General features: G+C 36.5%; 16 protein-coding genes, 1 tRNA gene and 1 pseudogene. 14 read left to right on the forward strand and 4 right to left on the reverse strand.

Annotation, left to right across the window (positions count from 1 at the left end):
* Window positions 1–2 precede the first annotated feature (2 nt).
* The 11 genes from QSH13_RS08615 to QSH13_RS08665 all read left to right on the forward strand — a co-directional run bounded on the left by QSH13_RS08615 (window position 3) and on the right by QSH13_RS08665 (window position 16573).
* Window positions 3–575, forward strand: coding sequence for a fimbrial protein (locus tag QSH13_RS08615; protein WP_286039041.1), 573 nt, complete (start codon window positions 3–5; stop codon window positions 573–575).
* A gap of 58 nt (window positions 576–633) precedes the next feature.
* Window positions 634–1314 (forward strand): fimbrial biogenesis chaperone, encoded by a 681-nt coding sequence (locus QSH13_RS08620; protein WP_286039042.1) that lies wholly within the window; start codon window positions 634–636, stop codon window positions 1312–1314.
* An 18-nt stretch (window positions 1315–1332) separates the two neighbouring features.
* Window positions 1333–3843, forward strand: a complete 2511-nt coding sequence (locus QSH13_RS08625; protein WP_286039043.1) for a fimbria/pilus outer membrane usher protein — start codon at window positions 1333–1335, stop codon at window positions 3841–3843.
* Between the two features lie 9 nt (window positions 3844–3852).
* Window positions 3853–4914: a fimbrial protein gene (locus QSH13_RS08630; protein ID WP_286039044.1), complete on the forward strand. Its 1062-nt coding sequence runs from the start codon at window positions 3853–3855 to the stop codon at window positions 4912–4914.
* 237 nt (window positions 4915–5151) lie between these two features.
* On the forward strand, window positions 5152–5910 hold the full coding sequence (locus QSH13_RS08635; protein WP_286039045.1) for a hypothetical protein: 759 nt from the start codon (window positions 5152–5154) through the stop codon (window positions 5908–5910).
* 138 nt (window positions 5911–6048) lie between these two features.
* Entirely contained in the window at window positions 6049–6963 is a 915-nt protein-coding gene (locus tag QSH13_RS08640; protein WP_286039046.1) for a restriction endonuclease, read from the forward strand.
* Between the two features lie 135 nt (window positions 6964–7098).
* A complete protein-coding gene (locus QSH13_RS08645) occupies window positions 7099–9690 on the forward strand; it encodes a type I restriction-modification system subunit M (RefSeq protein WP_286039047.1) in 2592 nt (863 codons plus the stop codon).
* A gap of 1 nt (window position 9691) precedes the next feature.
* Window positions 9692–10951, forward strand: coding sequence for a restriction endonuclease subunit S (locus QSH13_RS08650; protein WP_286039048.1), 1260 nt, complete (start codon window positions 9692–9694; stop codon window positions 10949–10951).
* 14 nt (window positions 10952–10965) lie between these two features.
* Window positions 10966–14193 (forward strand): type I restriction endonuclease subunit R, encoded by a 3228-nt coding sequence (locus tag QSH13_RS08655; RefSeq protein ID WP_286039049.1) that lies wholly within the window; start codon window positions 10966–10968, stop codon window positions 14191–14193.
* Window positions 14194–14851: 658 nt separating this feature from the next.
* Window positions 14852–15763 carry a PAAR domain-containing protein gene (locus QSH13_RS18550; RefSeq protein WP_336621758.1) on the forward strand — a complete coding sequence of 304 codons (912 nt, stop codon included), beginning with the start codon at window positions 14852–14854 and terminating at the stop codon, window positions 15761–15763.
* Window positions 15764–16216: 453 nt separating this feature from the next.
* Window positions 16217–16573, forward strand: a complete 357-nt coding sequence (locus QSH13_RS08665) for a cell envelope integrity TolA family protein (protein WP_286039050.1) — start codon at window positions 16217–16219, stop codon at window positions 16571–16573.
* A 68-nt stretch (window positions 16574–16641) separates the two neighbouring features.
* Here the strand turns inward: QSH13_RS08665 and QSH13_RS08670 are convergent.
* Window positions 16642–16943, reverse strand: a pseudogene (locus QSH13_RS08670) (DUF932 domain-containing protein); the annotation flags it as partial.
* A 467-nt stretch (window positions 16944–17410) separates the two neighbouring features.
* Window positions 17411–17495: transfer RNA gene (locus QSH13_RS08675), tRNA-Leu, on the reverse strand.
* Between the two features lie 1397 nt (window positions 17496–18892).
* On the opposite strand from QSH13_RS08675, the gene ampH reads away from it, so the two are divergent.
* A complete protein-coding gene (ampH, locus tag QSH13_RS08680) occupies window positions 18893–20122 on the forward strand; it encodes a D-alanyl-D-alanine-carboxypeptidase/endopeptidase AmpH (protein WP_109396735.1) in 1230 nt (409 codons plus the stop codon).
* Window positions 20123–20197: 75 nt separating this feature from the next.
* Here ampH and lptG read toward each other — a convergent pair whose 3' ends face one another.
* Window positions 20198–21277, reverse strand: coding sequence for an LPS export ABC transporter permease LptG (gene lptG / locus QSH13_RS08685; protein ID WP_109396734.1), 1080 nt, complete (start codon window positions 21275–21277; stop codon window positions 20198–20200).
* The gene (lptF, locus tag QSH13_RS08690) at window positions 21277–22374 is read right to left on the reverse strand and encodes an LPS export ABC transporter permease LptF (RefSeq protein WP_109396733.1); all 1098 of its coding nucleotides are present in this window, start codon (window positions 22372–22374) and stop codon (window positions 21277–21279) included. The genes lptG and lptF overlap by 1 nt, the downstream gene beginning before the upstream one ends.
* Window positions 22375–22660: 286 nt before the next feature.
* Here lptF and pepA point away from each other — a divergent pair, with 286 nt between their 5' ends.
* Both pepA and QSH13_RS08700 read left to right on the forward strand, forming a co-directional pair.
* Complete coding sequence (pepA, locus tag QSH13_RS08695; RefSeq protein WP_109396732.1) at window positions 22661–24169, forward strand: leucyl aminopeptidase; 1509 nt, start codon at window positions 22661–22663, stop codon at window positions 24167–24169.
* A gap of 105 nt (window positions 24170–24274) precedes the next feature.
* Complete coding sequence (locus QSH13_RS08700) at window positions 24275–24724, forward strand: DNA polymerase III subunit chi (RefSeq protein WP_109396731.1); 450 nt, start codon at window positions 24275–24277, stop codon at window positions 24722–24724.
* Window positions 24725–24733: the final 9 nt, after the last annotated feature.

Consider the following 24733-nt stretch of genomic DNA (forward strand, 5'->3'; position numbering starts at 1 on the left):
AAATGCCTATTTTAACAAAAAAATTACTTCCAATGGCTTTCGTTATTTCTGTGATAACGGCAAGTGCTACAGTTTCTGCTGAAGAGCAATCTGGTCAAATCTCTTTTACCGGTTTAATTTATTCATCAACTTGTACTATTGATATTAATGGTACTGGCTCTGACGGTAACGTTAATATGGGTCGTTATGCGACCAGTGAATTTGGCGGTACAGGCAGCGAAGTCGGTGGAAAATCAGGTAATGGAAAACTAGATATCTCTTTAATTAATTGTCCACCACAAGGGAAAGTCAAATTAAAATTAGAAGGTAAAACAGACAGTAGCTCTGATCAAATTTTAGCTTTAGATAATCCCGATAATTCGAATACAGCAAAAAATGTCGGTATTCATATTTATAGCGAGCAAGATCCAAGTACACCTTACCATATTAATCTTTCAACTGAATACGATATCAAAGATACAGGTGATCTTAAATCAAAAACACTTTCATTCATTGCTAAATATGTCAGCACTTCTGATGATGTAGAAGCAGGTCGTGCTGATGCAACATTGAATTACACATTAACTTATCAATAATAAAAAATAGCAGGTTAATAATAGTATTAACCTGCTTTTATTAAAAAGGTATTTATCGATGAAATTAAAAAAAATACTATTAGGATTAGGCATAATATTTAGTTCAATTACATCTAGCTTTGCCGGATTTGGTTTAGAGACAACTCGTGTTGTTTATAATGAAAGTAATAATAATGAAGGTTTTGTCGCCTTTAATAGCGATAAAAACACAAACTATTTATTACAATCTTGGGTTGAAGATCTTAATGGTAAACTCACTCAAGATTTTGTGATTACCCCACCATTAATTAAATTAATGGCACAACAAAAAAATACATTACAAGTCACTAAAAATACAACATTACCTAATGATATTGAATCCATGTATTGGATCAATGTTAAATTTGTCGCACCAAGCAATGAAAACTTAGAAAATGTTCTTCGCTATTCCATGACCAATAGGATCAAGTTAATTTATAGACCTCAATCTCTTATAGATGTGAATATTGAAAAAGAAATCAAAGAATTAAGATGGAGCGTAAAAAATACAAGTTTAGTGGTATCAAACAGTTCTCCCTATTTTATTAATATTGGGAAACTTATTGTTGATGGAAACGAGATTGAGAAAATACCTAGTTTTCTATCACCAAAATCAGAAACAACCATAAATGTAAATAAAACACTGTCTGGAAAAGAAAAAATAAAACTATTTTATATCGATGATTTTGGAAAAAGTCTGCCAATGGAATTCGCGTTATAATAAGAGATGTTATTCAATATGAAAAAGATAATGGATAATTATATTAATAAACCGTCAATTAATTTATTTATTGCTGGCGTTTTATTCGCTTCTTTTAATATATCAGCAAATGACTATTATCCTGCCAATCTATTAAATATTGAAGGAAGTACTCAACAAGTAACGAATGAGGATCTTAATGTCTTTAGAGAGAATAATATTGCCCCAGGTCACTATACAGTAACACTTTTTGTCAATAACAATCGTATAGAAACCCGTGAATTCGATTTTATTCTAATGGAAGATAAGAATAATAATAAAATATTAGCTCCTCGTCTTTCAGCAGAAGAGTGGTATAAAGCAGGCATTGATCTTCCTTATGATGTAATTAATAAAAGCAAAAATAATGATTTTATTAATCTCAACGAGATCAATAATGCAAACGGTTATTTAGATTTAAATAGAAAACAATATGTTCTAACATTACCACAGTTATATGTTAACGAAGATAGATTGAAAGAAAATGAAATAAAAAACTGGGATTCAGGTATTCCTGCATTATTAGTGAATTACGCATTGTCTTCATTTAATAGTCGTAGTCAGGGGAATACAACAGATAGTTATTATGGCAATATTCAAACCCAAATTAATTTAGGGCCTTGGCGCTTCAATAATTATTCAACATGGACGAAAAATGAAAATGGCGATAAAAAATGGAATACATTAAGTAATGTTATTTCTAGAGCAATTACCCGCATTAATAGTGAATTAATGATTGGTGATCTCTATTCTTCTTCACAACTCTTTGATTCAGTAAAATTTAGAGGTATTAAATTAGTCACTGATAGACTAATGACACCAACACAGAATAGAACCTATGCTCCTAGTGTTTCAGGTATTGCTAATACAGAATCTATTGTCACTATCACCCAAAACGGACAAGTAATTTATAAGCGTAGCGTGCCTGCTGGACCTTTTAATATTACTGATTATTATCCGATGAACAGTGGCGGAGATTTATATGTCAGCGTGACTGAAGCAGATGGCTCTGAAAAGAGTTTTATTGTGCCTTTCTCTTCTATTGCCAATCTAAAAAGAAAAGGTGAATTAAAATATAGCTTCTCCACGGGTAAATACGACGGTAATAATAGCGGGGATGGAGCTTATATTGTTCAGACCGAAGCTTTTTATGGTTTAACTGACTATGTCACCCTTTATGGCGGCATACTTGTTGGTGAAAAATATCAATCTGTTGGTGTGGGCACTGGGGTAAATTTAGGTAGCTATGGCGCGATCACCACTGATTTACTATACGCCAAGTCCTCTACTAATAATGGCAATGATCCATTACATGGCAATGCATTTAGAGTTAATTACTCTAAAAATATATCAATAACAGATACAACGCTTTCGTTAGTCGGTTATCGTCATTTTGATGCCAATTTTCTCAATTTTACTCAAGCGATGGAACACAAAGACAGAAAATACTATCCAAGCAATGGATTAAAAAATGAGTATACACTCTCTATTAACCAACCTTTGTTTTCTAATAATGCTTCAATTAATTTAAATTCTGTTATTTATAAATATGTTAATGGTAAAACTGTTCATTCTTATAATGCGGGATTTAATAGCTCAATTAATAAAGTTAACTATAGCGTTTATTACACTTATTACGATGGCAATCGCTATAGCGATAATAATAAAAATAGCCATGATTTAAGTATGAATGTCAGTATTCCTTTTTCATGGCATGAGAATTACATTTGGGCTAATTACGGTATTTCGACCAACAATGATAACCAAGTATTACAAACCGCACGTTTAAGTGGAACCTATGGTGATAAAAACCAAGCTAACTGGGATATTTATCAAGGATATGGCAATAAAGGTGTTAACTATAGTGGTGGCGTAAATGGCTCTTATAAAACACAAAGTGCCGTCATTAATGCAGGCTATTCATATACACAAGATAAACAAAACATCAACTACGGTATTAATGGCGCGTTAGTTGCAACACAGTATGGAGCGGTATTTACACCTTCATTACAACAAACGAATGCGTTAATTCTGACTAAAGATACTTCAGGAGTGGAAATCATTAATGGTCAATCTATTAAAACAAATAATAGTGGGTTAGCGGTTATTTCTGGAATGTCGCCTTACCAAAAAAATAGCATTAGTGTTAATACCAATTCTATTCCAAGTGATACTGAAATTTCGAATAACATTATTAGTAATATTATTCCGACCAAAGGCGCTTTAGTGTTGGCTGATTTCGATGCTAAAAAAGGCTTTAAATTCCTACTGACATTACAAACACCAGATAAAAGTACCATCCCTATGGGTGCTAAAGCTGAAATTGATAACGATGATACGCAACTAGTCGCAAGCTTCCATCAACTCTATTTTGTTGCTAATAAACCACAAGGCAATATTCAAGTTTCATGGATAATTAACGGTGAGCAAAAAAGCTGCCATGCAACTTATAATATTGATAATAAAACGCCTGTTAATGGCTTATATATTTTAGATACTGAGTGTAAATAAGGAAATAAAATGACTAACGTAAAAAATAAAATGAACAAATTATTATTTCTAATTTTTATTCTTAGTTTATCTACCTTCTCTTTTTACAGTTATGCTGCGCCAGATTGTGTCAATAATGGCGGTATTAAACATGGCACAATGGATGCAAAAGGTGGCACCATTGAACTAAAAGGAATGATTAAAAAAAATCAAGAGATAGCACGTTTTACATTTAAGCGCGATGGCTCTGATGTCGCAGTCGCGGATTGCCCAGATGGCGCTGAGTTCTATGCTTATGCTACATATAGCGAAGCCAGTGGTGTAATGCCAACCTATTATATGGATATCGATGGAAGACCGGCTTATTATGTTGTACGCAATGGCCATATTACAGGTTTAGATGATTATGCTTATGTTCTCATTGAAAACGAGTCAGGCCTTTCATTTAGAAGTCAGCCTGGACAAGAAGTTCCTGTTAACAGCCCTAAACTTAATACAAGAGATGCTACCGTTATTATTTACTCCACTAAAGATAACCCTAAATCACAGCGTTTTACGACTCAATATATTGGCTCAATATTAATTAATCGCTTTAATTCAGGTGGTGGCACAACAGCTGTTGGTTTTAGTTATCGTTTATCAGTCAATATTATTAGCGCACCAATATCTTGCAGTGCTGAAAATACAGAACTTGAGATGAATTTACCTAAGATGCCTATTACTGCATTCTCTGATATCGGATTTCCTCGTGATAATCAATATGCTGAAGATCATCTAAGAATTAATTGTACTGGTAATGCTTCCGCTAAAATCAAACTTATGGCGCATAACACAACAAGTTATGAGGGACAAAAGACTATTATAAAACCTGATAACGAAGGCGACAGTAATAATGCTAAAGGTGTAGGATTTGTGGTTTCAGCCCCTTCCAGTGGCAATACCGTATTAATTAATAATGAGTTTGTAAAACTTGCGGATTTAGCGAGTGGTATCAATAACGTTCCATTAAAAGCAGAATATTATCGTTATAGTGATGAAGTAAAGCCAGGCAAACTCAGTGCCTCCGCAAACTTTGTATTGGAGTTTAATTAGTTATTACTATGTGTTTTATACCATTAATCAAAAAAGGAAATTTACATGACTATAGGATATTTTCTATGGATCAGTGATAAAACTACCTGTCGTGATCAAATAATAATAGGTGATGATACGTTTAAGTTTTATGGAAGATCCACTGGATATCAGGACGAGCTGGTTACCTATGCTAAACATTCTGGTACCTACCAAATACTTGGAGTACTGGGTTAATAAAAATAGAAGAAAAATACAATGTTATATTTGCTAAATCAGTATTCTGAGATAATTAATGAAATTAATTTCACGAAATTCTCTTATGTACAAGATAAATATTCAGGCATATTTTTACCTATACCCTTCGATGAATATTGGTTATCTAAACCTAAAATTATGTTAGTTGGACGAGAAACTGCCGGTTGGAATACCAATAATCATAAAAATACATTAAAGCGTATTTCTCACTTTGTCGAAAATAATAATATTTATACAATTATCGATGAAGCAATAAATCGATACAAACAACATTTACAATCAGATAGCAGACAAAAAATAATTACTAAATCTAAGAGTCGCTTTAAACAGTTTTATTTTAAGCTAGCTCGAGAAATAAATATTGATCCTAAATCTATTTTCTATGCAAACCTTTTTGCTTGGGATTATAACAAACAAACACCTTTAAATAGACCTGATAATGAGTTTCAAGAAATAAAAAACATTTCCATAAAGCTATTGGCTACCCAAATTAATTATTTAAAACCAGATTTTATTATCTTTGCTACAGGCTTTTCTCGTATTGATACGATTATAAAAGAATTATGTAATCAATATTTAGGTGGTTATGAAACGTCAGCACCAGTAATACACCAAAAACTATGGGAATTTAGGGCTGCAAACGCAACATGCTTTCGTATCGCCCATCCAAGAGCAATGTATGGACATCAAGAATATCGAATTGAAGTTATCGAACGGATAAAAACAAAAATAGAAAAAGAAGGAGATCTAAAATTATAAGATAATCATGATTATTTAAATTTATAATGCCCCCTAATTATTGGCATTCATAATACACTCAATCTCTAACTTAACATCCGTGAAGTTCAGTGCCATAGTATAGAAATTCATGCTAAACATCTCTTATAGAGGATTTCCATGGCAGTCCCAACTTACGATAAATTTATTGAACCTGTCTTACGTTTTTTAACGCATCATCCTGAAGGTATCGCGGCGAAAGATGTTCACGAAAACGTCGCCAACATATTAGAATTAGATGATAATCAGTGTGCTGAACTCCTTTCAAGTGGTCAATTAGTCTATAAAAATCGTGCAGGCTGGGCTCATGATAGGTTAAAACGAGCTGGACTATCACAAAGTTTATCTAGAGGGAAATGGTGCCTAACAAAAGCTGGTTTTGAATGGATCAAAAATAATCCATTTCCTCTTACTAAAGAACAAATCGATCACTTAGCTTTTGATTTTGTTGATGTAAAACTTAACTCTAATCCTGATGTCGTGTTACTCGATCAAGATACACCTCACGTCCCGGACAATCCCCAACAAGTACGAAGCCCAGACGAACGTCTAAACGATGCATTAAAAGAAATTCGTGAATCTGTCGCCATTGATTTACTGGCAAATTTACTTCAAGTTTCCCCTACTCGATTCGAATTCATTGTATTAGATGTACTACATAAATTAGGTTATGGTAGCCATCGTGATGATTTACAACGTGTTGGTGGTACAGGTGACGGTGGTATTGATGGGATCATTTCGTTAGATAAACTTGGATTAGAGCGAATTTATGTACAAGCAAAACGCTGGCAAGGCACTGTTGGTCGCCCTGACTTACAAGCCTTTTATGGCGCTCTTGCTGGGCAAAAAGCTAAACGAGGTATTTTTATTACCACATCGGGTTATAGCGCTCAAGCCATTGATTTTGCCAAATCCGTGGAAGGATTAGTACTTATTGATGGTAATCGTTTAGTTAACTTGATGATGGATAACGAAATTGGTGTAAGCTCACAAGTGGTTAAACTTCCAAAGCTGGATATGGATTATTTTGAGTAATGACAATGGGTTGCAGACTTTTTTACGCCAATAGTGTTTAATATAAAAAAGCCTAATTTCGGTACTTGCTTTGCCATATTTACATTTACGCGCATTGCTCAATCACAAACAAATAATTAATTATTAGAGTAGGTTATGAATAAACAACAATTAGCCGCAAAGATTTGGGAATCGGCTAACCAAATGCGTTCTAAAATTGAAGCTAACGAATACAAAGATTACATACTTGGTTTTATCTTTTACAAATACCTAAGCGACCAACTAGTACAGTTTGTCACCAAAGAAGGGATGACAGCCGAAGATATCAAAAACCTCAATGAAGAAGACACCGATATCGTTCAATATGTGCAAAACAACTTAGGTTACTTTATTTCCTATAACAATCTTTTTTCTACATGGGTTGATCCAAAATTTGAATTTGATGAATCTAACGTGCGTGATGCGCTTTCTGCCTTCAACCGCTTAATTTCACCTACCTACAAAAAACTCTTTGAAGGTATTTTTACTACCTTAGAAACAGGTTTAAGCAAACTTGGGGAAAGTGCAGGTAAACGAACCAAAGCTATCAGTGATTTATTACACTTGATCAAAAGCATTCCAATGAATGCCAATCAAGGATATGACGTACTGGGTTATATTTATGAATATTTGATTGAAAAATTTGCCGCTAATGCGGGTAAAAAAGCGGGTGAGTTTTATACTCCACATGAAGTCTCTGTACTGATGTCAAATATTGTCGCTCATGCATTAAAAGATAAAGATAATATTGAAATTTATGACCCCACTTCTGGCTCCGGTTCTTTGCTAATCAATATCGGTGAAGCAGTTCAGAAATATGCTAAAAATAAAGATAGCATCACCTATTACGCCCAAGAATTAAAAGCGAACACTTACAACCTAACCCGTATGAACTTAATTATGCGCGGTATCAAAGCCAGTAATATTAAAACCCGTAATGGTGATACGCTAGAAGACGATTGGCCATATTTTGATGAAAACGATCCACAAGGCTCATACGAAACATTGTATGTCGATGCGGTGGTGTCTAATCCTCCCTATTCTCAAAATTGGGAACCCACAGATAAAGGTAACGATCCCCGCTATTCACGCTTTGGTCTCGCTCCCAAAACGAAAGCCGATTTTGCATTTTTACTGCACGATCTCTATCACTTAAAGCCTAAGGGGATTATGACCATCGTATTACCCCATGGGGTCTTATTTCGTGGTGGTGAAGAAGGTGAAATTCGCAAACAACTGATTGAACAAAATCACATTGATACCATTATCGGTTTACCCGCCAATATCTTTTTTGGTACGGGTATTCCTACCGTCATTTTGGTTCTTAAACAAAAACGTGAAAATACAGATGTATTAATCATCGATGCTTCCAAGCATTTTATAAAAGAAGGTAAAAACAATAAGTTACAAGCCAGTGATATCAAACGCATTACTGATGCAGTGATTAACCGTGAAAGTATTGATAAATTTTCACACGTGGTGAGTAAAGAAACGCTCCAAGATAACGGCTACAACCTGAATATTCCGCGCTATGTTGACTCTTCAGAAACGCCAGAAAGTTGGGATTTACATGCCACAATGCTAGGTGGTATTCCTAACAGTGAAATTGCAGCGCTACATCAGTATTGGCAAGCATTCCCACAATTACACCATGCGTTGTTTACTCCAAAATCAGAGGCTTATAGCGAGCTTGCGATTGAAAAATCAGCGGTTAATGCGTTTATTAGTCAACATGCTGAAGTATTAGCGTTTATCAAACACTACAATCAAGCTTTTAATGGTTTTGATGATCATCTAAACCACCAGCTAATACAAAACTACAAAGACGTTAATCGTAATCAGCAAGAAGAAGCACTCAGTGCTGAACTGTTTACTCGCTTAGCGCCGATTGCCTTAATCGACAAATACCAAGCTTATCAATTTCTTAATAACCAATGGCAGGTAATTAGCGCCGATTTAGAAATGATACAAACGGAAGACTTTAGTGCCACTAAAAAAGTCGATCCCAATATGGTGATAAAGAAAAAAAATGGCAAAGATATCGAAGTACAAGACGGTTGGAAGGGTCATATACTGCCGTTTGATTTAGTACAACAAACCTATTTAAGCGATGATTTACAGGCTCTGACGGCTCAAGAAACACGGTTAGCAGAAATCACCAGCGCCTTAGAAGAGATTTTTGAATCACTGACGGAAGAAGAAAAAGAGCAAGAGACAGTAAAAGAAAGTAAAGATGGCTTTGCGAATACGGAAGTGGGTAAAGCAGCTAAAGTCTTCTTAAAAGAGCAAAAAGAGACAAAAACCAAATTCGCGCCAGAGAGCTATGAAGCAAAAATCATTGAAGCAAGTAAGCTTATCGATAAAGAAAAAGCGCTGAAAAAAGCGGTAAAAGACGCAAGCATCGCGCTTCATTTAAAAACAAAGGCGACCCTCGAAGCGTTAAGTGATGAGCAAGTCAATACGCTGTTACACCTTAAATGGATTACCCCTCTGTGTAATGAGCTTTTAACTTTGCCAAATACCGTTATTACCCAACTAACCCATCAAGTGCAAGCATTAGCCGATAAATATGCCGTGACTTATTCACAAGTCGCCAATGAAATAAAAACCACTGAAAAAGAGTTGGCTGACATGATGGGCGAACTGACGGGTAATAAGTTTGATATGCAGGGATTAGATGAACTCGCTAGCTTATTAAAGGGTGAATAAGATGAGCGCAGATAAGAAAGTACCTGATATTCGCTTTAAGGGGTTTAGTGGGGAGTGGGCTAGTTTTAATTTAAGCCAGATTACTGAGGTCTATGATGGTACTCATCAAACACCAGCATATACTAAAAACGGGATAATGTTTCTTTCAGCAGAAAATATTAAGACGTTAACTTCAACTAAATTCATTTCAGAGGAAGCATTTAAGAATGAATTTAAGATATTCCCCAAAAAAAATGATGTACTTATGACTCGAATAGGCGATGTAGGTACTGCAAACGTTGTTGAAAATGATGATGATAAAGCTTATTACGTGACTCTAGCATTATTGAAATATAAGCAACTTAGTCCGTATTTTTTAAAAAACTCAATTGCCTCACCTTATGTACAAAAAAACATATGGCTGCGTACACTTCATATTGCATTTCCAAAAAAAATTAATATAAATGAAATTAAGCAGATTGCAGTTAGCTGCCCATCAGACAAGAAGGAATCTGATGGAATTGGTTTCTTCTTCCAAAAACTCGATAACCTAATCAACCAGCACCAACAAAAGTATGACAAACTCAGCAATATTAAAAAAGCCATGCTAGAAAAAATGTTTCCTAAACCAGGCGAAACAGTGCCAGAAATTCGCTTTAAAGGGTTTAGTGGGGCGTGGAAGATTGAACCATTTGGAGTTTGTTTTGCCAATATCCCTAACAATTCGCTTTCTAGAGCTAATCTGAACTATGAAAATGGAATAACAAAAAATATTCACTATGGCGATATATTAATTAAATTTGGTGAAATTCTGGATGCAACTAATGAGATTTTGCCTTTTATTACAAATGATGACATAGCCAATAAGTTAAAACATGCCACCTTGCGTGATGGTGATGTAATCATTGCAGATGCTGCTGAAGATAGTATGGTTGGAAAGTGTACCGAGTTATTTAATATAAATGGGCAGTCGATTGTTTCTGGATTGCATACGATTGCTGTTAGACCTACTTTATCTTTTGCTTCTAAATATCTTGGTTACTACTTAAATTCATCATCATACCATGATCAGCTTTTATCATTGATGCAGGGCACAAAAGTATTATCAATATCAAAAGCGACAATACAGACCACGAATGTTACATTTCCAAAGAGTTCAGAAGAACAAACCGCCATCGGCAATTATTTTCAAAAACTCGATACACTGATCGAACAACACCAACAACAGATCACTAAACTTAACAATATCAAGCAAGCTTGCTTAAGCAAAATGTTTATCTAGCAGGGAGTGCCATTATGACAACGTTTAAAACTGAAGCAGAATTCGAAAAGGCTTTTATTAACATTCTCACCCAAAAAGGGTGGGAGCCTGAAATACTGAAAAACAGAACCGAAGCGGATTTACTGCAAAATTGGGCAAATATTTTATTTGAGAATAATCGCCAGCGTGATCGCCTCAACGATGTGCCATTAACTGATGGCGAAATGCAACAGATTATTGAGCAAATAAAAGAGCTAAAAACGCCAATCAAATTAAACGGTTTAATTAATGGCAAAACTATCGCCATTAAGCGCGATAACCCTGACGATACCTTGCATCTTGGTAAAGAAATCAGCTTAAAAATTTACGATCGCCAAGAAATTGCCGCCGGCCAAAGTCGTTATCAAATTGCACAGCAACCTCAATTTGAACGGGGTAGCCCTTTGCGTAACGATAGGCGTGGTGATGTATTATTACTAATCAACGGCATGCCTGTCATTCATGTTGAGCTAAAACGCAGTGGTATTCCTGTTAGCCAAGCCGTCAATCAAATCGAAAAATACAGTGCAGAAGGTATATTTAGCGGACTGTTTTCACTGATCCAAGTATTTGTGGCAATGGAGCCAAACGAAACCAAATACTTTGCTAACCCAGGAATGGACGGTAAATTTAACCCCAACTATCAATTTAACTGGGCCGATTTTAATAACGAGCCGATGAATCATTGGAAAGATATCGCATCGACCTTGCTTTCTATTCCCATGGCACACCAATTAATTGGTTTTTACACTGTTGCCGATGATACTGACGGTATCCTTAAAGTGATGCGTAGTTATCAATATTACGCCGCCAATGCGATATCGGATAAAGTTGCTAAAACTCATTGGCACCAACTGGGTAGTGCAACAAATAATCCTGATCGCCTTGGTGGATATGTATGGCATACCACCGGTTCGGGTAAAACCATGACCAGCTTTAAATCAGCACAGTTGATTGCACAATCCAAAGATGCCGATAAAGTTATTTTTTTAATGGACAGAATTGAATTAGGAACTCAGTCGCTTGCCGAATATCGTAATTTTGCAGGAGATGGCGAAGACGTACAAGCCACTGAAAACACCTATGTTCTTATTACTAAATTAAAAAGCAATAATCCAGCTGATACCTTAATTGTGAGTTCCATTCAGAAAATGAGCAATATTTTTGAGGAAGTTGATGATGAGGGAACAGCCACAAATTCAGCAGATATTGAAACAATACGCGCCAAGCGCTTAGTGTTTATTATTGATGAAGCACACCGCTCGACAATGAGTGGTGGTAAAGAAAACAAAGAAGGCATGTTGGTAAGGGTTAAAAAAACATTTCCCAAAGCACTCTTTTTTGGTTTTACTGGCACACCGATTCATGAAGAAAATCAAGTTAATAACAATACTACTACTGATGTGTTTGGCAACGAGCTACATCGCTATAGCATTGCTGATGGAATACGCGATGGCAACGTACTGGGTTTTGACCCTTACAAAGTCCCTACGTTTAAAGACAGCGACATAAGAAAGGCTGTCGCATTAGAGCAAGCTAAAGCTAACTCCGTACAAGAGGTTATGGGTGAGCCGGCCAAAAAGAAAAAATTTAATTATTTTATGAATGATGTTCCTATGGCTGGCTACAAAGATGCCAAAGGTAAATATCATAAAGGGATTGAAGACTATATTCCTAAAAGCCAATATTTAACCGATGCCCATCAAGAAAAAGTGGTAAGTGACATATTGGATAAGTGGGATGTCCTTAGCCAAGGTAATAAATTCCATGCCATTTTAGCCACTAATAGTATCGCCGAAGCCATTGATTATTACCGTCGTTTAAAAAAAGCTAACCCTGAACTTAAAGTATCAGCCCTATTTGATCCCCATATTGATAATGACGGTAGTGGCAACCGAGGCCCTACATTTAAAGGTGATGGCTTAGAAGAAATTATGGCCGATTATAATGCTCGTTATGGCCAAGATTTTGATTTTGCTCGCCACGCTGCTTTTAAGAAAGATTTAGCTGCTCGTCTTGCACATAAAAAACCTTATGAACGCATTCATACCGAGCCAACAAAACAATTAGATTTATTGATTGTTGTAGATCAAATGCTTACAGGCTTTGATTCTAAATGGCTAAATACGTTATATTTAGATAAAGTCATTAAATATCAAAATATTATTCAAGCATTCTCACGCACTAATCGCTTATTTGGCCCTGATAAACCCCACGGTATCATTCGTTATTACCGCTACCCACATACCATGGAGCAACACATTAACGATGCCGTAAAACTCTACTCTGGTGACAAGCCGATTGGCCTATTTGTTGATAGATTAGAAAGCAATCTTAAATCCATAAATGCATTAACGGCGGATATTACAGAACTATTTGTCAACGCTGGCGTTAATGATTTTGAAAAATTACCTGATGATATCGAAGCTTGTGCCAAATTCGCTAAATTATTTAATACCTTTAACCAACATTTAGAAGCAGCCAAAGTACAAGGTTTACATTGGGATCAATTAGTCTATTCATTTATTGAAAACGATAAAGAACATGAAGTCACACTGTCCATAAATGAACAAACCTATTTAAGCCTCGTTCTTCGTTACAAAGAGCTAGTCAGTAAAGCGGATGGGAGTGGTTCTGATGGTGGAGATGTTCCTTTTGATATTAGCGGTTATTTAACTGAGATAGATACTGGAAAAATCGATGCGGACTATATGAACAGTCGCTTTGATAAATATTTAAAAGAACTTAATGATCCTCAAGACGTTGCAAGTATTGAAACCACATTAAACGAGCTGCATAAGTCATTTGCATCGCTGACACAAGGGGAACAGAAATATGCCAAGCTTTTCTTACATGACTTACAGCGTGGTGATGCGCAATTAATTGAAGGTCATACTTTTAGGGACTATATCAATACCTATAAAGATAACGCTGAAAACGCACAATTAAATGCCATCGTTAATACACTTGGTTTAGATAAAGGACTGCTTATTGCATTAATGTCTGATAACGTAAGCGAGAAAAACCTTAATAACTTTGGTCGCTTCGATGCCTTAAAAGATTCGGTAGATAAAACAAAAGCCAAAGCCTATTTTGATAAACAAGATGGTGTGGCACTCCCTCCGTTTAAGCTAAATATGCGTATTGAACAGTTTTTAAAACAGTTTATTTTCGCACAAGCGGATGATCTCTTAAGTGATGTTGTTGAGATAACAGACATTTAGATTAAAAATAAAAAACCTCTGCCCAATAAACTGGGATCAGTTCATAAAGGCTGAGGTTTTTTGTGGCGTAAAAGCTATTTAATGAAATGTATTGTAATAAATTTGAACAATAGATAATTGTGAGTTATTTATTCTTGCACAAGAAAAATAGCTTATGGCTTATATTCCTTTGTAGCCAATACACCATTTATTATTAATCACCTGCGATCTATCTTATCTTACAAAGACATAAACAATCATATGATATGAGTTAAATTATATCGACTCTAAAACTAGGGGGAAAACTTTATAAAACAGGGGATTTCAGGCATAAAAAAAGACGCTTTTAGCGTCTGATTTTTGGTGCGAATTCCGGACTCGCTTTTAACAGACAATGCATTGTTTTTGTTTGATATAAATTTAAAGATAATTTTTTGTATACTTAAATGTATACTAGGTGGTTTGAGGTTTGAAAACTGGATTAATTAGCACCATCCCCCCTCTTACATAAACTATTGTCATAATAGCATCTTTATCATTTTTATTGGATATTATTAAAATACTCCCCCTTACTCTTATCCATTGTAACCCTTAGTAATTGTTAAAAATAACTTGTCAATTGCTTAACACCGGTCAACAATAACATTTAACTTAAGTTCAATTTCGTTTAGGGACAGATATGACTATAGGATATTTTTTACGCGTTGGCGATAAAACAACATGTGGCGGCCAGATTTTAACTGGAGATAATACTTTTATATTTCATGGAAGATCTGCTGCACGTCAGGGCGATCTAGTTACCTGTGGAAAACATTCTGGGACATACAACATACTTGGTGGCGTTAGCAATGTATGGGGTAATGGTAGAATGATGGCAGGAACACTGGATAGCTTTAGTTCCTGCCCATGCAAAGCAGGACTAATAAACTCCATCACTGATTGCTATAGCAAAGAAGATGAGCCAGCCAAAGCAAGATCTTTCGTTGAAGCAGAACAAAAACAACTAATTGCGACACCGAAGCCACCATCAACCGTCAATAATGTTTTTAGCAATAATTTAAATATTCCCGTTATCACTAATCCAATTCCAATCAATGATTCACTCATCGAAAACCCCGTCAAAATATATGTGATGATAAATAACGAATGGATAGGCCATGTTGGGTTGGTTATTGGTGAAGGTGAAGGTTCTTTGTTATATGACCCTGCTGGCTCATATACTGGATGTTACAAAAGACAATGTGAAGATGGGGTAACTATACACCGGGGTTCAGGTGAATTCTTTGAATATCCAAATTATGATTGGAATGACTATTTAGCTTATCAGAGAGACGATGGTGAGGATATTGCCATAATTGAATTTGTTATCCCTGAAAAACAAGCAGAGCACTTACGTAATTTAGTCTTTGAATATGGTGGTGCTGGGATCATGGAATGTGCCAAACGTATTTATACTGTATTACATGAAAGTGGCGGAATTTTTAGTGAATTGAAAGAACCTTTTTGGTTGCGTTCGCCTTGGGAGCTAAAAAAACAGCTATTAGATATTTACTACCCTAGCCGAGGTGGAGTAATATCAGGTGCCTACTAAAATATCTTATATTTCATTATCTTTAAGCATTTTATTCTATTACCTTGAAATGGTTCATGAATTTTTTTTCAGACTTTATCCGAAGGCAATGAATACTGTACCTATATTTCAACATCAAAAATTATTGAGTCTCATTTTTACTATTTACCTTTTATCTATAGCCCCCTTATTCTTTTTTTGTATTAAAAATAAAATGAATAATGGTTATCGTTTTTTATTTTACATCGTTTTACCGTACATACTTTCTGTAATTGCTTGGTATATTAATATTTATATTGCTAATCCAAGTCAGTACTCCAGTAATGGTTCAACCACTGGGGTATTTGGTCACATATTCATGACTTCTTACGTAATACATGGTGTATTTTTAATTCCTATAGTTGCATATGCAGCTGATTTTTTACTTCGTAAAATATTGAAGTAAATTATATTTATTAAATATAGAACGATTAAATGATCATTAATTTAAAAAATTACATTCTTTTTTTTGTCATTCTTTTTCCTGCTTATTTAAACGCGACCCCAGCTAGTAAGCATCCAATGGATATTTATGCTTTAAATTTAAAAGAATCCATTCAAAGTCGGTTTTATGATATAGACCTTTATAAGGGAAAAGAGTGCGAAATTAAGATTACTCTCAACGAAGATGGAAAATTAATTTCAGCTATCCCTAATGAGAAAAATAGTAACAATGATAAAAAGCTTTGCATTAGAGGTATGGAACTAATTGAAAAAACACAATTTTCACCCACTCCAGAAGACGACTTAACATCGAATAAAAATGTGTTTAGTATTATCCTTCGCCCATAAAAATTGTGATGCTAGCTGAGTAGCTAGTATCCGTAACCTGCCCACTAATAAAGTTTTGCTTAAGTAAACTAGCTACAGCCAAAATGCTCATACATCTTTTCCTTCATCACCCACAGTGCCTTATTCAATTTAATATCACCATCAATGCCATTCACTAAACGTGTGCGAGCTCACTTACCTTTAGCGTTCAGACCAGGCAATCCCCCCTTGATTAAATTCTCCTGCAAACGTTGGTAGATGGTCCAAAGGTCGTCTTTTTATCCTCCCAGCGACGTGGCTGTAATACCTATTCTTCCGTAATAGGTTGATGCTCTTCACCATAACGATATATGAGTGCAGCTTGTGCCAAAGCATGTTGTGCTGGCGACGGGTAGGCGCTTAAATAATCCATTACATTATGTTTAAGTACGAGAATACGGTGAAAGGAATAAACAAAAATATTATCACCTTCTTTTATTATTGAATAAAGATATCTACTACACGTTAGGTCAATATAATGCGTTGTTAATCGTGTTCTCACTCATTGGTTTTCTAGAATTGTGATCGCCGATAAAGATCAGCTCATGATTACATGTAGGCGACAAGTGAAGATAGCTGAGGAGCATAGATAACTATGTGACTAGGATAGCTGAATGAAGCCAACACCCATGTAATTCGAAGTATGACGAGTATACATTCATTATCGAAGCGACGTCTATACTCAGTTATATACTCACTCGGAGGTTGATGTGGGTTGAGTTAAGTTGACATGCATTGACTGAAAACGAGGGAAAAGCCTTGTAAAACTGGGATTTCAGATACAAAAAAGACGTCCGTTGACGTCCATTGATGTTCTTATGGTGCCGAAGGCCGGACTCGAACCGGCACACCCGAAGGCGGTTGATTTTGAATCAACTGCGTCTACCAATTTCGCCACTCCGGCACTGAAGTGTTTGGAAAACCTGTCCATTATACTTGCGTAAAGAACCCCCGCAACAATTATTGTTAGTTTTCAGTTTGATTGGCGAAAAAAAGTGCATTTAAGGTTTTATTGCTATCATAAAACATGGCCGATAGGTTACATCGAGGTATCTATCGTTAATGCTTTAATCATGTTGTATCAATAAATCAATTATCTTGTTGTTTTTGTATCTAAGTTTATTTTTACCTTATTTATGCTTTTTCTTACCTTTTTTCTTTTAAAGATTACATCGTCATTAAATAAACTCATTAGAACTAACTTATTTAATCGATATATTATAATATATATAGCGATAAATAAAAAAAGGATCAAAACTTGGGTTAGTGTTTTGATCCGACAGTACTGCTAAACGAGGGCTTAGTTTTATTTTAATGACTATAAGTTGTTTTTATAGCGTCACTGCCCTTCTCTTCCCTGGTGTGAGGAAGAAAGTAATTATGTTTTATTAATATAATGTACTTCTTTATCTATACTACATTTTATTGATATAAAAGATTTATTACTTTAAATCAGGTACTACTATCTAATATAAAGGTATTTATTTACTACTATAACGAAGATACTACTCTTTAATATAATGGTGTTGAAATATTACAACTAATATATAAATTATTTATTATTAAAGAGGCCATTTTATAATATGCCTTCTTATTACTTCACTCTATTATTGCTGTGTTATCTTTGCGCTGTAACGCTTATATTTTCAGTCTCTCGACTTGATGAAGCTATAATAAGTTTAATTGTACAATCCCACAATCAGTAAATTATTACAAAATATGACACACCCTTATATTATTTTTATAAATATCTAACAAAAAATCAATCAAAGATAAAAATAAGAATAATAATCCATAAAAACGCAATAATAAAGATTGTAACACCATTCATTAACAATTTCTTGATATACACATCCTAACTTAATAATAAAGAAAAGCTAATAATTAGGTTAAAAACAGGGGAAATTATCGGAGATTGTAACTTAACGGTAATACTTACCTCATTTTTAGAGAAGAAATATGAGGTAAATGTCTTTTTATGATGCAATTTTTCTTCACTATCTTTTTCTTAGAGACAATTTGACACATTTAATGCCAACTTTTTGATAACTGTCTCTTGCACTGATAGACATTCTTATTTCTGATAATATAATCAAAATTTGGTTTAAATCGGATTAGAAGGCGGTGTTATGGGCATTGTTGGCTGGATTATAACAGGTATATTTGTTGGTATTATCTTAGGGGCCGTATTAAAAATGATAAAGAAAAAATAGCGCGATAAGAAAGGCACCAAATTAAAACATAAATCATTTTATGTTGATCGCATTCCTTTCACCTCACTGACTTCTGTTGAAAGTAAAAATGAAAAAACATTTTCTAAAATATCTTATGATCCCCGTCGCTTTACTGACATTGAATGCGTGTAGCCAACGTTCGTCATTACCACCAGCAACACAACCTTCTATGTTAAATCAACAGAACAGTGTGCCTGAATTAACACAATGGCCTACAGCATTAAGCCCTAATGCAAGCAATGCAAGTGCGCTGTTTAATAAATACGCATCACAAATTTATCAAAAGAGTCATCCTCAAGGCATGGTTATTGTTATGATCAATAACTCTCAGACCTTGAATCGTTCTTTTGGGACAACAACACCTGAAAGCCGTAATGCCCCCTCAATGAACTCACTGATCCGTATCGCATCTATCACAAAGCTGATGACGAGTGAAGTGATGTTAAAATTACAAGATGATGGAAAATTATTAGTCACAGATCCACTGCAAAAATATAGCTACTATGGTGTCAACATCCCCTTAGTCAGCGCTCAATCCCCTATCCGTCTTTATCATTTAGCAAGCCACACTAGTGGTTTTCCACGAGAACAACCCGGCGGAAAATGGGGAAGACCTGTTTTTATATGGCCAACACATGGCGACCGCTGGAACTGGCTGAAAAAAGCGACACTGACATCCACAGCAGGGAAGCAAGCGGCGTATTCAAACCTAGCTTACGATCTATTAGCAGATGCTTTAGTGAAAGCATCCGGCAAAAGTTATCCTCAACTTTTACAACAATATGTTACTCAACCTGCCGGTATGACCAATACCACGTTGACGCCGACGCCAGAACAATGTCAACGGCTACTCGTGGGATATAAACCCAGTCCATGTTCTAACACCCTTGCAGCAGCAGGAAGTGGAGGTGTGTACTCGACGCCTGCCGATATGCAACGTTGGATGCAAGGCTTTTTGACTTCTCATAATGCCATGCGAAAAGCAACGGCAAGCAAAGAGCAATCTGTCTACTTTCCTCGTAATCGACTCTCTTCAGTAGAAGGAATGGATGTTGCGGGTCGTGCTGATGGTTTAGGCTTAGGCTGGGTTTATATGGCTCCCGCCAATGGTATCCCGGCAATTTACCAAAAAACAGGCGGTGGCGGTGGATTTAATACTTATATGGCAACCATTCCTGAATTAAATATCGGTGTATTTGTGGTGATCACTCGCAAACCTAATGGCACTAAATTTAGTGAAGTGACTCAGGGGACTAATGCGCTTGTTCGAGCATTAGCAAAAGATTTTTATCAGTGATCGCAAACACTATAACGATAAAAAAAGCGCCTTATTTAAGGCGCTTTTTGTTTTTCTGGCTGAAGTAGATATTACCTAGCGATTACGTCTCATCAATAACCATAGACTCAATGTTAGGAATAATATTGCTGGTACTAATGCTGCAATCACGGCAGGTATGCCATAAACCAAACTTAATCGTCCTGAAACTTCATTGACGATATAAAACAGGAAACCAAAAGAGATCCCTGTTAGAACTCTTAATCCCATTGGTACAGTACGTAATGGGCCAAAGATAAATGACAGTGCCATTAACATCATTACCGCAACAGAGATTGGAGCAAAGATTTTTTTCCAGAAATTCAATTCATAGTTTGCTGATTCTTGCCCGCTCTGTTTTAGATATTTTACGTACTGATAGAGCCCACTGATCGATAATGCATCCGGATCTAATGCCACAACACTTAACTTTTCTGGCGTTAATCGTGTTGGCCATTCAAGTGATACCTGTTTTTTACCTGTGATTTTTTGTGGATCCGTCAAGTCTGACTGTTCGACTTGCTTCAACATCCACGTTTTTTTATTCACATCGTAAGTTGCACTTGATGCATAACGCACCGTTTCTAGTTTTCTATCATTATTAAAATCATAGAGCGTGATGCCTTGCATCTCATTTTGGCTCTTTATTCGATTGATATGAATAAATTGATTGCCATCTTTAGCCCACATACCACGGTTAGTAGAAACTAAAGAGTTACCCATGATTTTTTCAGCACGATAGTTACGTGCATATTGTTCACCTTGTGGTGCACCCCATTCACCAATAAGTACCGTTAACAGTACTAACGGAATAGCGGTTTTCATCACAGAGCCTGCAATTTGCAAACGGGTAAATCCCGATGCTTGCATCACCACTAACTCACTGCGCGTTGCTAATGCACCTAGTCCTAATAACGCCCCCAATAAGGCAGCCATAGGAAAGAAAATCTGCACATCTTTAAGGATATTTAAAATGGCGTAAATACCCGCATCCAGCGTGGTGAAATCGCCTTGCCCTACTTTACGAAGTTGATCGACAAATTTGATAATGCCAGATAGTGAAACCAGCAAAAACAGTGTCATCAAAATTGACTGTAAAATAGTACGCCCGATATATCTATCTAATACACCAAACATCAGGCAACTCCTTTCTTAAAGCGCGCACGGAATTTCCGCATAGGTAAGGTATCCCAAACATTCAATAAGATTGCCAAGGCGAGATAAACGCCATTAACACTCCACATTGCAATGAGGGGGTCCACTTTTCCTTTTTCACCATTAGAGTGCAATGAGCTTTGTAATAAAAAGAACACCAGATAAAGCAACATGGCAGGTAACATACTTAATACGCGACCTTGACGTGGATTTACCTCACTTAAAGGCACGACCATCACCGCCATAATGACAACAGAGAAAATCAAGGTTAAGCGCCAATGGAATTCAGCAATAGACTCTGTTTCATTAGAATGCCAAAGCTCAGACATTGTCTTTTGTTCTACGCGATTACTGCTAATGGTCGATTCACGGTGTCCAATAACAGCTTGGTAGTCATTAAAATCGGTAATACGAAAATCACGGAGTACTGCCGTACCTTCATAGCGAGTTCCCTCACTCAATACGACTATCTGATTCCCGTTAGGTAATTCTTTGGTATAGCCTTTATCTGCCACCACGACAGAAGGACGCTGATCTTGCGTTGGACGTAATTGTGCAAGGAACACATCTTGGAATTGGTTTCCTTTTACACTACCAAGATAAAGTACCATATTGCGGTCACTGGACATTTTAAATTGCCCTTCCATCAACGCAGCTAAACTTGGATTTGCTTTAGCATCCTCAAGGACTTGCTCTTGATGCACTGAAGACCAAGGAATAAGCCAAATGACATTTCCTGCGGCTAATGCGCTGGTCAGTAATGAGAGCAACAGTGCTGCTTGCACTAATGCTTTCTTACCTATTCCGCACGCATTCATGACGGTTATCTCACTTTCAACATAAAGTTTGCTGTAAGTCATCAGAAGCCCAAGAAAAAGGCTTAATGGAAGAATAAGCTGTGCCATCTCAGGAATTCCCAGCCACAGCAGAGAAATCACGAGGTTTGTAGGAATGTTACCTTCAACAGCAGCCCCTAAAATTTCAACCAATTTCTGGCTAAAAAAGATAAGCATCAAAATAAATAAGATGGCTATCTGACTTTTAAGGGTTTCCCGAGCTAAATATCGAATTATAATCACGCTAGTTATGCCTGTGAAAACTTGTCTTTTTGCAGGAAAATCGCTAACTTCGTTGTATATCTATCATTTGTGCATCTCAGTTAGACATTCTTGCAGCCCAAATGATATCAAAACATGCTATAAACAGGTTCCCAATAAGAACAAGCTTATAAGTTAGCTAAATTAGTTGTATTCAATTAATGCATTTAGCTTAACATAAAAAGTAAACTTTCTATGGGGTAGATTAATGCGGATCACTATTCTAAACGATACTTTCCGTTTTTGTCTTTAATATTCAGGAGAACGCATGGAGTTTAATGTAAAAAGCGGCAGCCCAGAGAAACAACGCAGCGCTTGTATTATCGTGGGGGTGTTTGAGCCTCGTCGTTTATCTCCGATCGCGGAGCAACTTGATAAAATCAGTGATGGCTATATCAGCGCCCTGTTACGCAGAGGTGAACTGGAAGGCAAAGTTGGACAATCACTGCTGTTACATCATGTACCTAATGTTCTCTCTGAGCGCGTTTTACTGATTGGTTGCGGTAAAGAGCGTGAATTGGATGAACGTCAGTATAAACAGATCATTCAAAAAACCATTAACACGCTCAATGAAACTGGCTCAATGGAAGCCGTATGCTTTCTGACTGAGTTACATGTTAAAGGTCGTAATAATTACTGGAAAGTACGTCAAGCGGTTGAGACTGCAAAAGACTGCCTCTATACCTTTGATCAACTGAAAAGCAATAAGACAGAATTACGCCGTCCATTACGTAAGATGGTCTTTAATGTACCTACTCGTCGTGAACTACCAAGTGGTGAGCGCGCAATTGCACACGGTTTAGCCATCGCATCAGGCATTAAAGCATGTAAAGATTTAGCTAACATGCCACCAAATATCTGTAATGCCGCTTATTTGGCATCTCAAGCTCGTCAATTAGCAGACTCATCTTCAAATGTCTCTACGCGTGTTATTGGCGAAGAGCAAATGAAAGAGCTAAATATGAATGCTTACCTTGCAGTAGGACAAGGCTCTCAAAATGAATCTTTGATGTCGATTATCGAATATAAAGGCAATAAAGATCCTGAAGCTCGTCCAATTGTGTTAGTAGGTAAAGGGCTGACATTTGACTCAGGGGGTATTTCCATCAAACCGGCTGACGGCATGGATGAGATGAAATACGACATGTGTGGTGCTGCAACGGTTTATGGTGTGATGCGTGTTGTTGCTGAACTCCAGTTACCAATCAATGTCATTGGTGTACTTGCGGGTTGTGAAAACATGCCAGGTGGAAAAGCATATCGCCCGGGTGATATTTTAACAACCATGTCAGGCCAAACCGTTGAAGTATTAAACACCGATGCTGAAGGTCGTTTAGTGCTATGTGACACGTTAACTTATGTTGAACGCTTTGAGCCTGAATTAGTTGTCGATATCGCTACATTAACTGGTGCTTGTATGGTGGCTTTAGGACATCACTACAGCGGATTAATGTCTAATCATAATCCATTAGCACATGAATTAATGAATGCATCAGAGCAAGCAGGTGACCGCGCTTGGCGTTTACCATTAGGTGAGGAGTTCTATGAACAAATCGAATCTAATTTTGCTGATTTAGCAAATACAGGGGGCCGTTTAGGTGGCGCAATTACAGCGGGTTGTTTCTTAGCTCGTTTTGCGACTAAATATAACTGGGCTCACCTAGATATTGCAGGTACAGCATGGCGTTCTGGTAAAGCAAAAGGCGCAACAGGCCGTCCTGTTTCTTTATTATCTCAGTTCTTACTTAATCGCGCGGGTTTGAATAGCGACGAGTAATACCGCATAATTATCAGGGTTAAGGTATTACCCTATTATTATGGTAAATAGAGCAGACTCCAAGAAGGGTATTGCAACGCAATACCCTTCTGTTATCGGGATATCATGAAAAACGCCACGTTTTATTTAATGGAACAACCATCAATACACGATGATTTACAGGCTCATGAGTGGCTTGCCTGTCAACTTACCGCTGAACATTGGCGATTAGGCAAACGTATTTTGTTGGTTTGTGAGTCTCAAGCTCAAGCTGAATTGCTTGATGAGGCATTATGGGCAAGAGAACCACATCAGTTTGTTCCTCATAATCTTGCAGGTGAAGGTCCTCGTTATGGTTCTCCTGTTGAATTATGCTGGCCTGGAAAACGTGGTAATGCACCTCGTGATCTCTTGATTAATTTACAATCTCAATTCGTAGACTTTGCCACAGCTTTCCATGAAGTGATAGACTTTGTGCCTATCGATGAACAATTAAAACAGTTGGCGCGTGAACGATATAAAATTTATCGTAGCGTCGGCTTTACTTTGACAATGGCTACGCCGCCAACCTATTGAATACGTAAA

It is taken from the genome of Proteus faecis (assembly GCF_030286765.1).
Taxonomy (GTDB): Bacteria; Pseudomonadota; Gammaproteobacteria; order Enterobacterales; family Enterobacteriaceae; genus Proteus; species Proteus faecis.

What these genes read in the sequence shown, in the direction of transcription:
- QSH13_RS08615 (WP_286039041.1), top strand. Translation starts at nt 3, where the DNA reads ATGCCTATTTTAACAAAAAAATTACTTCCAATGGCTTTCGTTATTTCT.
- QSH13_RS08620 (WP_286039042.1), top strand. Translation starts at nt 634, where the DNA reads ATGAAATTAAAAAAAATACTATTAGGATTAGGCATAATATTTAGTTCA.
- QSH13_RS08625 (WP_286039043.1), top strand. Translation starts at nt 1,333, where the DNA reads ATGAAAAAGATAATGGATAATTATATTAATAAACCGTCAATTAATTTA.
- QSH13_RS08630 (WP_286039044.1), top strand. Translation starts at nt 3,853, where the DNA reads ATGACTAACGTAAAAAATAAAATGAACAAATTATTATTTCTAATTTTT.
- QSH13_RS08635 (WP_286039045.1), top strand. Translation starts at nt 5,152, where the DNA reads ATGTTATATTTGCTAAATCAGTATTCTGAGATAATTAATGAAATTAAT.
- QSH13_RS08640 (WP_286039046.1), top strand. Translation starts at nt 6,049, where the DNA reads ATGGCAGTCCCAACTTACGATAAATTTATTGAACCTGTCTTACGTTTT.
- QSH13_RS08645 (WP_286039047.1), top strand. Translation starts at nt 7,099, where the DNA reads ATGAATAAACAACAATTAGCCGCAAAGATTTGGGAATCGGCTAACCAA.
- QSH13_RS08650 (WP_286039048.1), top strand. Translation starts at nt 9,692, where the DNA reads ATGAGCGCAGATAAGAAAGTACCTGATATTCGCTTTAAGGGGTTTAGT.
- QSH13_RS08655 (WP_286039049.1), top strand. Translation starts at nt 10,966, where the DNA reads ATGACAACGTTTAAAACTGAAGCAGAATTCGAAAAGGCTTTTATTAAC.
- QSH13_RS18550 (WP_336621758.1), top strand. Translation starts at nt 14,852, where the DNA reads ATGACTATAGGATATTTTTTACGCGTTGGCGATAAAACAACATGTGGC.
- QSH13_RS08665 (WP_286039050.1), top strand. Translation starts at nt 16,217, where the DNA reads ATGATCATTAATTTAAAAAATTACATTCTTTTTTTTGTCATTCTTTTT.
- ampH (WP_109396735.1), top strand. Translation starts at nt 18,893, where the DNA reads ATGAAAAAACATTTTCTAAAATATCTTATGATCCCCGTCGCTTTACTG.
- lptG (WP_109396734.1), bottom strand. Translation starts at nt 21,277, where the DNA reads ATGTTTGGTGTATTAGATAGATATATCGGGCGTACTATTTTACAGTCA.
- pepA (WP_109396732.1), top strand. Translation starts at nt 22,661, where the DNA reads ATGGAGTTTAATGTAAAAAGCGGCAGCCCAGAGAAACAACGCAGCGCT.
- QSH13_RS08700 (WP_109396731.1), top strand. Translation starts at nt 24,275, where the DNA reads ATGAAAAACGCCACGTTTTATTTAATGGAACAACCATCAATACACGAT.